General features: G+C 61.4%; 10 protein-coding genes and 1 pseudogene. 6 read left to right on the top strand and 5 right to left on the bottom strand.

Annotation, left to right across the window (positions count from 1 at the left end; genetic code table 11):
* Positions 1 to 25: 25 nt before the first annotated feature.
* Positions 26 to 160 (top strand): annotated as a pseudogene (locus tag KHO30_RS39645) (EAL domain-containing protein); the annotation flags it as partial.
* A 166-nt stretch (positions 161 to 326) separates the two neighbouring features.
* Positions 327 to 3011 (top strand): excinuclease ABC subunit UvrA, encoded by a 2685-nt coding sequence (locus KHO30_RS09085; RefSeq protein ID WP_211700614.1) that lies wholly within the window; start codon positions 327 to 329, stop codon positions 3009 to 3011.
* A gap of 76 nt (positions 3012 to 3087) precedes the next feature.
* Here KHO30_RS09085 and KHO30_RS09080 read toward each other — a convergent pair whose 3' ends face one another.
* Positions 3088 to 3915, bottom strand: coding sequence for an AraC family transcriptional regulator (locus tag KHO30_RS09080; RefSeq protein ID WP_093636097.1), 828 nt, complete (start codon positions 3913 to 3915; stop codon positions 3088 to 3090).
* A gap of 76 nt (positions 3916 to 3991) precedes the next feature.
* On the opposite strand from KHO30_RS09080, the gene KHO30_RS09075 reads away from it, so the two are divergent.
* Both KHO30_RS09075 and KHO30_RS09070 read left to right on the top strand, forming a co-directional pair.
* A complete protein-coding gene (locus KHO30_RS09075) occupies positions 3992 to 4189 on the top strand; it encodes a hypothetical protein (RefSeq protein WP_093636099.1) in 198 nt (65 codons plus the stop codon).
* A gap of 224 nt (positions 4190 to 4413) precedes the next feature.
* A complete protein-coding gene (locus tag KHO30_RS09070) occupies positions 4414 to 4908 on the top strand; it encodes an MgtC/SapB family protein (RefSeq protein ID WP_093636101.1) in 495 nt (164 codons plus the stop codon).
* A 90-nt stretch (positions 4909 to 4998) separates the two neighbouring features.
* Here the strand turns inward: KHO30_RS09070 and KHO30_RS09065 are convergent, their stop codons facing one another.
* Positions 4999 to 5433 (bottom strand): PRC-barrel domain-containing protein, encoded by a 435-nt coding sequence (locus KHO30_RS09065; RefSeq protein ID WP_093636103.1) that lies wholly within the window; start codon positions 5431 to 5433, stop codon positions 4999 to 5001.
* Between the two features lie 295 nt (positions 5434 to 5728).
* Here KHO30_RS09065 and KHO30_RS09060 point away from each other — a divergent pair, with 295 nt between their 5' ends.
* Complete coding sequence (locus KHO30_RS09060) at positions 5729 to 6304, top strand: HdeD family acid-resistance protein (RefSeq protein WP_200651963.1); 576 nt, start codon at positions 5729 to 5731, stop codon at positions 6302 to 6304.
* A gap of 440 nt (positions 6305 to 6744) precedes the next feature.
* Positions 6745 to 9582 (top strand): ATP-dependent Clp protease ATP-binding subunit, encoded by a 2838-nt coding sequence (locus tag KHO30_RS09055; RefSeq protein WP_211700613.1) that lies wholly within the window; start codon positions 6745 to 6747, stop codon positions 9580 to 9582.
* 53 nt (positions 9583 to 9635) lie between these two features.
* On the opposite strand, the gene KHO30_RS09050 is transcribed toward KHO30_RS09055, so the two are convergent.
* The 3 genes from KHO30_RS09050 to KHO30_RS09040 form a co-directional block, all read right to left on the bottom strand.
* Entirely contained in the window at positions 9636 to 9908 is a 273-nt protein-coding gene (locus tag KHO30_RS09050; RefSeq protein WP_211700612.1) for a UBP-type zinc finger domain-containing protein, read from the bottom strand.
* 58 nt (positions 9909 to 9966) lie between these two features.
* Positions 9967 to 11202: an NAD(P)/FAD-dependent oxidoreductase gene (locus tag KHO30_RS09045; RefSeq protein ID WP_093636183.1), complete on the bottom strand. Its 1236-nt coding sequence runs from the start codon at positions 11200 to 11202 to the stop codon at positions 9967 to 9969.
* Between the two features lie 180 nt (positions 11203 to 11382).
* On the bottom strand, positions 11383 to 11625 hold the full coding sequence (locus KHO30_RS09040) for a hypothetical protein (RefSeq protein ID WP_200651962.1): 243 nt from the start codon (positions 11623 to 11625) through the stop codon (positions 11383 to 11385).
* Positions 11626 to 11780: the final 155 nt, after the last annotated feature.

Genomic DNA, 11780 nt, shown 5'->3' with positions numbered 1-11780 from the left:
GTGGCGCCGGAAAGGTGCGTCGGTGCAAGCCGGCATATTCACATCGCTGGATGACTTCGGCTCTGGATACTCCAGTCCCAGCTATCTTGTCCGACTGCCCATCGACACACTTAAGATCGATAAATCGTTTGTTCGAGCGCTGGTCGAGTTAGCCACCGCACTCTGCGCTCGGATCGGCGCTTCAGTGATAGGCTGTCATTTCTGGATTGACGGGGGTGGGTGCGCCCTGCCTTCACTGGCATCATCGCCAAATAACCGTCGGGCATGCTCCGTGCAGCTTCGCTAGCGTTGGCCCGCAGGGCCATGCTTATTCGCCACTCATCGATATGGACGCCATCCACAACAAAGCCCGCTCGACGCCGCCGTCCGAGGAACCCGCGTTCACCGGCTTCGTGCGGGTGCGCGGCGCTCGCGAGCACAATCTGAAAAACATCGATGTGCAGATTCCGCGTGATGCGCTGGTCGTCTTCACCGGCGTGTCCGGATCGGGAAAATCGTCGCTTGCATTCGGCACGTTGTACGCCGAAGCGCAGCGGCGCTATTTCGAATCGGTCGCGCCGTATGCCCGGCGCCTGATCGAGCAGGTCGGCGTGCCCGAAGTGGACGCCATCGAAGGCCTGCCGCCCGCGGTCGCGTTGCAACAGCAGCGCGGCACGCCGAGCGCGCGCTCGTCGGTTGGCAGCGTGACCACGCTGTCGAGTCTCGTGCGCATGCTCTATTCGCGCACGGGCGACTACCCGCCGAAGCAGCCCATGCTGTTCGCCGAGGATTTCTCGCCGAACACGGTGCAAGGCGCCTGTCCGACTTGCCATGGACTTGGCCGCGTGTACGAGGTCACGGAAAAATCGATGGTGCCCGACGACTCGCTGACTATTCGCGAGCGCGCAATCGCTGCATGGCCGCCCGCGTGGCACGGACAAAACCTGCGCGACATTCTGGTGACCCTTGGCTACGACGTCGATAAACCGTGGCGCGATTTACCGAAGAAAGACCGTGACTGGATTCTCTTCACCGACGAACAGCCGACCGCGCCCGTCTACGCCGGACTCACGCCGAAAGAAACGCGTGCCGCGCTCAAGCGGAAGGACGAACCAAGCTATCAAGGGACATTCACCGGTGCACGCCGCTATGTGCTGCACACGTTCGCGAACACGCAAAGCGCGCTGATGAAAAAGCGCGTGTCGCAATTCATGATTGGCAGCGTCTGTCCGACCTGTCATGGCAAGCGGCTCAAGAAGGAAGCGCTGTCGGTGAAATTCGCCGGGCTCGATATCGGCGCGTTCGCTCAGTTGCCGTTAGCCAGACTTGCCGAGCTGCTCGAACCGATCGCGCGCGGCGAATGGCCCGAGCCGGATGCCGCGCATTCGGGGAAAGACGCCGGCAAAGGCAGCGTGCTCAGCAGGAGCGCCATGCGCGATGCCGTCGATAAGCGGATCGCCGCAGGCGGTTCCGCGCATAAAGCCTCGCCCGACGTGCGGCGCACACCCAACCTGTCCGAGGAAAAACGCGTCGCCGCGCAACGCATTGCAGCCGAGTTGCTCGAACGCCTGACGACTCTGGTCGATCTAGGTCTGGGCTATCTCGCGCTGGAGCGAAGTACGCCGACGCTGTCATCCGGCGAACTGCAGCGCTTGCGACTCGCCACGCAGTTGTCGTCGCAGTTGTTCGGCGTCGTGTATGTACTCGACGAGCCATCAGCCGGCCTGCATCCCGCGGATGGCGAAGCGCTCTTCAGCGCGCTGCAGAGCCTGAAGGCCGCGGGCAATTCGCTGTTTGTCGTCGAACACGATCTGCAGATGATGCAGCGTGCCGACTGGCTCGTCGATGTCGGTCCCGCGGCTGGCGAAGCCGGCGGCCATGTGGTCTATAGTGGGCCGCCCGCCGGCCTCGCGAATGTCGAAGCGTCGCATACGCGCCGGTATCTGTTTGCGCCGCCCGCGCCCATCGCACGCGCGACGCGCGAACCGGCCGGCTGGCTGCGGCTCGCCGGCATCACGCGCAACAATCTGCATGGACTGGACGCCGCGTTTCCGCTCGGCTGCCTGACTGCCGTCACGGGCGTGTCGGGCTCGGGCAAATCGAGCCTCGTGAGCCAGGCGTTGCCGGAACTGGTCGCCAGCCACCTTGGACGTGTCTTTGAAAACCCGGACGACGACGAGCAGGACCCGTTGCTCGCGGGCGCGAGCGCGCCGACCGGCGGCCGCATTGCCGAAGGCATGGACGCGCTGCGCCGCCTCGTGCGCGTCGATCAGAAACCGATCGGCCGCACGCCGCGTTCCAATCTCGCCACCTACACCGGCCTCTTCGACCACGTGCGCAAGCTGTTCGCCGACACGCCACTGGCTCGCAAGCGTCGCTACGGCGCGGGCCGCTTCTCGTTCAACGTAGCGCAAGGCCGTTGCCCGACGTGTGAAGGCGAAGGCTTCGTCAGCGTCGAACTACTGTTCCTGCCAAGCGTCTATGCGCCCTGCTCGACCTGTCACGGCACGCGCTACAACACGCAGACGCTTGAAGTCACGTGGCGCGATAAGAACATCGCCGAGGTGCTCGGTTTGACCGTCGACGCCGCCTGCGATTTCTTCGCTGACGAAGCCAGCGTGATGCGCGCACTGAAAGTGCTGCGTGACATCGGCCTCGGTTATCTGCGGCTTGGTCAGCCCGCCACCGAATTGTCCGGTGGCGAAGCTCAGCGCATCAAGCTCGCCACGGAACTGCAACGCGCGCAACGCGGCGACACGCTGTATATCCTCGACGAACCGACCACCGGCCTGCATCCCGCCGACGTCGACCGGTTGATGGTGCAACTCCAGGGACTCGTGGATGCCGGCAACACCGTCGTCGTGGTGGAGCACGACATGCGGGTGGCCGCACAAAGCGACTGGGTTGTCGATGTCGGCCCGGGCGCCGGCGACGCCGGCGGCAAGATCGTCGCGAGCGGCACACCGGCCCAGGTCATGCGCGCGAAGGAAAGCCGCACCGCCGAGTATCTGCGGCAGCACCTCGTAGTATGAAAGAAGGAAGCATGTACGCTAGCGAGCGCCGCGCTTCTCTTTCAGGAAGTCGATCAGCGCGCGCAGTTTAAATGAATCAGCTACCGGCGTTCCGGTGGGTAAGTCGGAATGCGCGCGGCGTCACACCGGTGTATCGATGAAACACTTCGGTGAAATGCTGCTGAGTCTGAAACCCCGCGCGCGCGCCAACGTCAACCAGAGGAAAGGTCTCCTCGCACAACATCGTCCTGGCAAATTTCACCCGCTCGAGTGTCACGTACAGATGGGGCGGGTTACCTGTCGCCGTTTTGAAACCGCGAGCAAAGCTTGATGCACTCATGTGCGCCAGCACTGCGAGTTGCTCGACCAGAATGGTTTCGGCTATGTGCTCATGAACGAAGGCTTCAATGCGAGTCAGCATTTGACGCGTAAGAGGCATGTCCGGCTCGGCTGCACCAGCACAGTGCCCGTAGCGGAGAGCGATGTGCACCGACATGACATCTGCAAAAGCGTCGGCGCAGGCAGCGTCGATGAGATCCGCATGATGCAAAGCTGCCAATGTGTCCGCGGCCTCGCGCAGGAACGGATCCCAAAACCTGAACCATTTCGGGACCGCGTCAAACGCTACTTGCGAGACTTGCCCAAGTACGCCCGGTTTGAGCGCGATAACCCATCCACCGGGACCGTTGTCAGCGACCCTGGCCAACTGCGCCCCCACCGGAATAACTGCGACAAATGGTGCACTGATCAGGATGGAATGACCCATTCCGGGACCGTCGCCGCCCGCAGTCTGCGCAACGGTGCTGCCTGTCGGTATAACCAGGCGAAGTCCCTGCACCGAATTCAGCCCGCCATCGATGAAAGCGACATTCATCGGTTGGCAGCGCAACGCGTGATTCTGGGTCGACCCTATTTCTTGCTTCATGATAAGCAGAAGTCCTCGACTCGTTGCACATCTAAGGTTACATCGAATTCAAGGCTGCTTAAGGCAGATTCGTAATATGGGCCGAAGCAACCCGACTTCGTCGATGGAGATGCTGCCGACCTATATTGCTGAGCACCTCGGAACGACGCTCGACACGCTGTTAGCTGGGATTCAAAGTAATCCACCACTCCTGAAGGCATTCTGCAAGCTGTCGCTTACGCCGGGTATTGCATGGCGTTCGAACGCGGTCAGGTTCCCGAAGCTCCGGCGCTGACGCAAGTTGCTGCGCTACATCTGCGCGCGCATCACCGTATCTGCGCCGCTGCAACGGCGACCGATCGCTGCGATCGCGAGAGGATAACTGCGGTTTTCAGGCGGACGGGTCGCCTGAGCCGCGTATGACGCTCAAGCAGTTTGCTCGCCTCGACGCTAGACTGTAGTGAGCAGCCAGGTGCTCGCCGAGCGCGACGTTACCAGGAAACCTTAGCGGGGGTGCCGATGATTTCATACGTGCAATTGCTTGAGGCGATCTTGCGCATGGTCGCGGCAGTGCTGGTGGGTTGTATTGTCGGGCTGGATCGAAACCTGCATGGCAAGCCAACCGGCGTCAAGACGTTAGGCCTCGTTGCACTCGGCTCCTGTCTCGTCACGATGGCCGGCATGTCCTTCGAACTAAACCGTTCCACCGATGGCAGCGACGCCGGCCGTGCGATTCAAGGCGTCATTACGGGCATCGGCTTTCTCGGCGCCGGGGTGATCCTTCAAGACCGCGCCACCGGAAGGATCAGCGGCTTGACGACGGCGGCCTCGATCTGGGTCACGGCCGCGCTCGGCATTGTGTGCGGCATCGGCGCATGGCAGATTGCGGGCATTGCCACCGTCCTGCTCCTGCTGCTGCTCTCGGTGGGCGGCAGCATTGAACGTGGTTTGCATCGGCGCTGGTTAAGAAAGTCCCCTGAAGAGCAGGCGGCGATCATCCGGCACGACGAATAGTCACGCGGCGGCGCACTGACCGGCGCGCTGCCCATGGATCGAGTGTGCCGCGCTTCAAATGCATCGATCGGGATCGGTGCGAGACATATGTCAGTGATGCTCGCTGTAGTCGGACCTCGGTTTAGGTGTCGCGCGTACCTTTGCGTATTGAAACTCGGGCAGCGCCTTGATCGCATCTTTCGTCGCACCAGCGAGCACCAGTTTGCCACCGACGAAATCGAGCTGCTCGATCGGAATGGCCACATCGTGATGCGACACCCCCAGAAACTGGTTTGCGGCGACGATTGCAAACGATACCGACCGGTCGGGTGCCACGATAATGTCATGAATGACGCCGACACGCTCACCCTTTTCGTTGAAGACCGGCTTGTCCATGACCGACTTTCTCACGCTCCAGCCTGCGACGATCGCGGCCGACTCTTCCACGCTGATACCAAGCGGCTGGGCGCCGGCCACCTGGGCTTGCGCGGCCAGTGGGAGTCCGAGCGACGACACAAGCAGCCATGCAAGCAGATTCGTTTTCATGAGATTCCTTTCATTGTGGTGTCGATGGTGCGACACGGGGCCAGCAATGCTCACGCTATTGCCGGACCGTGCGCGGCGTAAGTTCATGTTAGGACGCCTCACGGCGAGCTGCTGTAAAAATGCGGTGATAGATCAGGTTATTTTGGTGCGTCTGGGATGCCAATCTGGATGTCATTCAGCACGCGTCATGAATGAACGCAGAATTGCGAAACGCATGGCAGAAACGCGAAAGAATCGCAGATGCGCGGAGCCTAGACTGAACTTCGTCACCTGACGGTACAGCCTGGAGTCCCATATGGATGAACTGCTTGGACGCGCTTGGTGGATGCTCATTCTGCGTGGCACGGTAGCGCTGCTGTTCGGCATTCTGGCGCTATTCTTGCCCGGTCTCACTCTGCTACTGCTTATCACCCTCTTTAGCGCCTACGCAATCGCCGGCGGCATCGTTGCGATTCTCGCGGCCATCCGCTACCGCGCGACGCACGGCGGCTGGTGGGTGCCATTGCTGTTCGGCATCTGCAGCATCGGCGCCGGTGTGATCGCCGCGTTAGTGCCGGGCATTACCACGCTCGTACTGGTCGCCGTCATCGGCGCAAACGCGATTATCACCGGCGTATTCGATCTGATCGCAGCGACGCGGCTGCTAAGGCGCCTGCGCAATGCGTGGATGCTGGTGCTAACCGGAGTGCTGTCCGTGCTGTTTGGCATCTTCGTGCTGCTCTTTCCGGGCGCCGGCGCACTAGCGCTCGTCTGGCTGATCGGCGTGTATGCGTTGTTCACGGGTGCGCTGCTGTTCGTACTCGGCATCACTGCTCGCGCCTGGCTCCGTGACGGCCTGACCGGCGAGCCGCACGCGCCATTGCATCCATAGACGCACCGTTCAGGAGCACTGGCCGGTCAGAAGGTCAAGCCCGCGGCCGACCCCACACCTGACTGGTTCTGACGACGTCGAACTCGAAGTGATTGAAGACATGCTGATCATCAGCGGCGACAAGCGCTTCGAATCGACCAGCGAAGAACGGTCGGGCCTATCGTGAGACAACTCGTCCGCTTCCGGAGTCTCAGTGATTCGGCCCACGCCAGCGTCGCGCAACAGATTGGTGAACTGGCCGCGCACCATCCGAAGCGGCACCTGTACTCGTCTTCAACGGAACTGGTCAGTTTGCGGGCGGGTGTCGAGAGGGACATCCTGTGCAGCGTGAGCCCAGCGCGCAAACCAGGCGACATCGGAATGAGCAGCGGAACAGATATTTCCACCCACCCATTACCCGCCCGGGGAGCGATGCCCTAGCGGACGAAAAGGAGTTCATCATGGCCGAGTGCAGTGTTTGTGGAAAGCCCGCAACCTCGCAGATCACGATCACCGAAAACGGCCAACGCCGTCAGCTGATGCTGTGCGATGAGCACTACATGGAGTTCATGGCGCGCAATCAGCGCCGCCTGTCGCCGCTCGAGTCCCTCTTTCACGGCGGACTGTTCGACAGTCTGTTCGACGACGTATGGCCACAGATGGAAAGCGGCCGCGGTAGCCGGTCACGCATCGGACGCGCGCCTGGACAGTCCGCCGGCGCGGATCAGGGTACAGGCGCCGGTAGCGGGCAAATGGGCGATTCAGCGGGCGGACACCCAGGTGGCCGCACACGCCGACATCGTCGGGCGCGTGAAGCGGTGGACCTGCAGACGTACCTGAGCCAGAGCGGTCTGGACCGCCTGCAAGCTGCGGCGCAAGCAGCGGTCGAATATGGCAAGAACGAAGTCGATACAGAACACCTGTTGCTGGCGCTCGCCGATAACAATGTGGTGCAGGAAATCCTGCGCGAATTCAAGCTTGATCCCGAAGAGATCAGGAGAACCATCGACCAGACCGCGCCACGCGGCACCCGCAAGGAGCCGGGCGACAACGAGCAGATCGGCGTATCGCCACGCGCCAAGAGTACGCTGGAAAATGCGTTGAAGTCGTCGCTGGAACTGGGTCACAGCTATGTCGGACCGGAACACATTCTGATTGGGCTCGTCGAGGAAGAAGACGGCTTTGCAGGTGAATTGCTGCGCAAGCTCGGGCTGTCGCCGCAATCGCTGCGGCAAAAAGCAGTCAAGGTGGTCGGCAAGGGTGCCGAAGACGGCAAGATGGAAGACCGCTCCACCACGCCGACGCTCGACAAGTACGCGCGCGATCTCAGCGCGCTTGCGCGTCAAGGCAAGCTCGATCCGGTGATCGGCCGTGACAAGGAAATCGAAACCACCATTGAAGTGCTCGCACGGCGGCGCAAGAACAATCCGGTGCTAATTGGCGAACCCGGTGTGGGTAAGACCGCTATCGTCGAAGGCCTCGCGCAACGTATTGTTCAGGACCAGGTGCCGGAAGTGCTGCGCGGCAAGCGCGTGGTCGAACTGAATATCAATAGCGTCGTGGCTGGTGCGAAGTATCGTGGCGAATTCGAGGAACGCGTCAAGCAGGTGCTGGATGAGATCACCGAGAACCAGGACCGTCTGGTTGTGTTTATCGACGAACTGCATACGATTGTCGGCGCCGGCCAGGGCGGCGGCGAAGGCGGCCTCGATATCGGCAATGTCTTCAAGCCCGCGCTCGCTCGCGGCGAGCTGCACCTCGTGGGTGCGACCACGTTGAACGAATACCAGAAGTACATTGAAAAGGACTCGGCATTGGAGCGGCGCTTTCAGCCCGTAATGGTGCCTGAGCCTGGCGTCGAGGAAACGATCGAGATTCTGCGTGGCCTGCGTGACCGGCTCGAAGCGCATCACAAGGTGAAAATCACCGAAGAGGCGATCGCTGCTGCGGCAAAGCTCTCGGACCGCTACATCGCCGCGCGCTTTTTGCCCGACAAGGCAATTGATTTGCTCGATCAGGCCGCCGCCCGTGTGCGCATTTCATCGAATTCGCGTCCGCAGCCCTTGCACGATATCGAGGCGAGCATCCGCCGCATCAAGCAGGAACAGGATGCGGCCAGCGCTGCAAAGCAATTCGACAAAGCCAAGAAACTGGAAGAACGGCTCGTCGCGGAACAAAAAAGCCTGCATGAAACCACTGAAACGTGGAAGAAGGAGCGCGGCACCAGCTCGCAGGAAGTGACGGCGGAAGACATTGCGCAGATCGTTTCGTCGCTCACGGGCGTACCGGTATCTGAACTGACTGCGGAGGACCGCGAAAAACTGTTGAGGCTGGAAGACCGCCTGAAGGAGCGCGTGGTCGGCCAGGATGAGGCCGTCTCCGCGGTCGCCAAAGCGGTGCGGCTTTCGCGCGCCGGTTTGACGGAGGCCGGCAAGCCGACCGCGAGTTTCCTCTTTCTTGGACCTACGGGTGTGGGGAAAACCGAACTCGCGAAGGCGCTTGCCGCTTCGGTGTTCGGCGACGAGAACGCGCTGATACGCATTGACATGAGCGAGTATTCCGAGCGTCATACGGTGGCACGGCTGGTTGGCGCGCCGCCTGGATATGTCGGCTACGAGGAAGGCGGGCAACTCACCGAGCGCGTGCGGCGCAGGCCATATTGCGTGGTGCTGCTCGACGAGATCGAAAAGGCGAATTCGGAAGTGCACAACCTCCTGCTGCAGCTGTTCGACGAAGGGCGACTCACCGACGGCAAGGGACGTCTGGTCGATTTCACCAACACGATCATCATCGCGACCAGCAACATCGGCTCACAGTTGATCCAGGACAACATGAAGGCCGACTCGAAGCAGCTCGACTATCCTGAGCTGCGCGACCGGTTGATGGAAATCCTGCGGCATCATTTCAGGCCGGAGTTTCTCAATCGCGTCGACGAGGTGGTCGTGTTTCGTGCGCTCGGCAAGGAGCAGATTCGCACCATCGTCGATCTACAACTTGCGCGCGTACGGCGTACGGCGCTGGCCCAAGGCATCGATCTGTCGTTCGACGACGGGTTGCGCGCTCACTTGGCGCAGATCGGCTATGACCCCGAGTTCGGCGCGCGGATGCTCAAACGCAAGATCCGCCTTGAAGTGGAATCGCAACTCGCCGATGCGCTGTTGCGAGGCGACGTGCGAGACGGCGACAAGGTCACAATGACCTACGACTCCGGTACGCGCTCTGTGCGCGTGCAGAAAGGAGTAGCGCCCACAACAGAAGCGCCCAGCGAGGCGTCGAAGCCGGCACCGGCGCATGCGTGACACTGGCATGCTGAAGAACGCGACGGCACCCGCACGTGCGGGCGGCGTCGCCCTCACGATTCAAGTTCACCTACGATGATCTCGTCGCGATAGCACCAGATCCACGTTTCGCCGGGCTCGATTGAACGCACCAGCGCATGGCCGGTCGCGTGAAAATGCTTGCTTGCATGCCGGTTGGGAGACGAATCGCAACAGCCGACGTGTCCGCACGAAAGACAAAGCCTCAAATGTACCCACGGCTGGCCAAGCTTCACGCAGTCCTCGCAATAGTCTATGGGCGTGTGGAAAATGCGGGCCTCGCCCAGGTGCGTGCAACCAGGGGTCATGATCGTACTCCTCGGATAGGTGCGCGCAGACGTGCGCGAATCAGGGTTGCGCTTGCGCTCAAGCGCTATTCAGATAGCGATGCACCAATGCCACAGCCATTGCCCCCTCGCCGACTGCCGACGCCACGCGCTTGATCGATGCGTGACGCACGTCGCCCGCTGCGAATACGCCAGGCAGACAGGTTTCCAGATGTAGCGGCGCGCGTTCGAGCGGCCATTTCAGGTTCGCCCGATATTCCTGCAGGTCGGGACCGGTCACGAGATAGCCGCCTTCATCGCGGACAATGCCAACCTCCTGCGCCCATTCGGTCTGCGGCACGCCGCCAATGCAGACGAATAGCCAATTCGTTCTTACCGTGCGGTGCTGGCCGGTGTGCACATCGGTCAGCGTGATCTCCTGCAACACGTCACTGCCTGCGAGCGCGGTGACTTCCGTGCACGTGCCCACTTCAATGTTCGGCGCCGACGTGATGCGATCCACCAGGTATTGGGACAACGTGTTCTTAAGCGATGCGTCACGCACGAGCATATAGACGCGGTTGGCGGACTGCGAAAAATGCATGGCGGCCTGTCCCGCCGAATTCCCGCCGCCCACCACATATACGTCTTCGCCATGGATCAGCGCGGCCTCGCTTGCGCCGGCGCCGTAATAAAGGCCCGTGCCGAGAAAGCGCTCTTCATCCGCCAGGCCTAGCTTACGATATGCCACGCCGGTCGCGCAGATAGACGTGCGCGCCGTGATACGTGTGCCGTCTTCCAGATACACGATGCCCTGGCCGGGCAGAAATTCCGCGCGCACACCGGCGCGAGCCAGCAGGATTTCGGCGCCGAACTTGATGGCTTGGGCGCGAGCCCGTTCAGCGAGCTCCGCGCCGCTCACGCCCTGTGGAAAGCCCAGATAGTTCTCGATTTTCGAACTGCTGCCTGCCTGGCCGCCCAGTGCCAAACGCTCCACCAGTACGGTGTGCAGCCCCTCCGATGCACCGTACACCGCCGCGCTCAATCCCGCCGGTCCTGCGCCGTAGATCGCCAGATCGTAGGCCTCACGGGATGGACTCGCAAACCAGCCGAGCTTCTCTGTGATTTGCCGGACGGTGGGACATTCGAGCCGCGTTCCGTCGTGGAAGACGCACACCGGCAAGCGCGAATCGGAAAGGTGCTGCACGTGCGCCAGTTCCTCCGCTTCTTTATCGCTGCCCAGCTCGATCCATTCGAACGGTATGTCGCAGCGATGCAGGAAGTCGCGTATCGCGTAGCCACTTGCGCTGCGCATGCGTCCATAGATCCTGACCATGAATATGCTATCCGCCATTGAGGACCTTCATAACTTTCTTTCATTTCTCGCGCTTCACAAGCAGGCGGCCACGCCTCTATAACGGCGGTTGGCCGTATGCCCCGGCCGTACCACGATCTCGTAGCCTCGATGTTCAAACACGTGCGTTTGCATGATCCGCTCCGGTTTCGCATCAAGGCGTCAATCTGGAAGCACGAACTCGGTGCGCATGTCTTCGATCACCTTCTGGACGTGATGTACGCAATCTGCGCCGGGGTCATTGAGCGGCACTATGTTCCAGTTGCGGCCGGATGCGTCGGGCGGGTGCCGCTCTGGTAGCGGTATGCGCACGCGCAAAGCTCCCGGCACGTCAGCGGCGATTTTCGCCATGCGGTTCTGCAGTTCGTCGCGAATTTGCTCAGCGCTTCGAACGGTCTTCGGCATCGGTCTGCCTCCCTCGGTCGCACGTCCGGATCGTGACTGAATGGCGCATGCGTTCCTCTTGCGTGAGCATGCGCCGACCACGCTTTAAGTCTAGTCGCTAATCCGGGAATGTTCGGATAATCGCTCACTTGTGCGGACTGCATCAAGGGCCTGCC

Origin of the sequence: Paraburkholderia aspalathi (assembly GCF_905220735.1) — a bacterium.
Taxonomy (GTDB): Bacteria; Pseudomonadota; Gammaproteobacteria; order Burkholderiales; family Burkholderiaceae; genus Paraburkholderia; species Paraburkholderia aspalathi.
This window is presented reverse-complemented; position numbering and strand designations above follow the sequence as displayed.

Bases quoted from the DNA above. Each gene is read 5' to 3' on its own strand.
- KHO30_RS09040 (WP_200651962.1), bottom strand. From the start codon at position 11,625: ATGCCGAAGACCGTTCGAAGCGCTGAGCAAATTCGCGACGAACTGCAG.
- KHO30_RS09065 (WP_093636103.1), bottom strand. From the start codon at position 5,433: ATGAAAACGAATCTGCTTGCATGGCTGCTTGTGTCGTCGCTCGGACTC.
- KHO30_RS09060 (WP_200651963.1), top strand. From the start codon at position 5,729: ATGGATGAACTGCTTGGACGCGCTTGGTGGATGCTCATTCTGCGTGGC.
- KHO30_RS09045 (WP_093636183.1), bottom strand. From the start codon at position 11,202: ATGGTCAGGATCTATGGACGCATGCGCAGCGCAAGTGGCTACGCGATA.
- KHO30_RS09085 (WP_211700614.1), top strand. From the start codon at position 327: ATGGACGCCATCCACAACAAAGCCCGCTCGACGCCGCCGTCCGAGGAA.
- KHO30_RS09080 (WP_093636097.1), bottom strand. From the start codon at position 3,915: ATGAAGCAAGAAATAGGGTCGACCCAGAATCACGCGTTGCGCTGCCAA.
- KHO30_RS09075 (WP_093636099.1), top strand. From the start codon at position 3,992: ATGGGCCGAAGCAACCCGACTTCGTCGATGGAGATGCTGCCGACCTAT.
- KHO30_RS09050 (WP_211700612.1), bottom strand. From the start codon at position 9,908: ATGACCCCTGGTTGCACGCACCTGGGCGAGGCCCGCATTTTCCACACG.
- KHO30_RS09055 (WP_211700613.1), top strand. From the start codon at position 6,745: ATGGCCGAGTGCAGTGTTTGTGGAAAGCCCGCAACCTCGCAGATCACG.
- KHO30_RS09070 (WP_093636101.1), top strand. From the start codon at position 4,414: ATGATTTCATACGTGCAATTGCTTGAGGCGATCTTGCGCATGGTCGCG.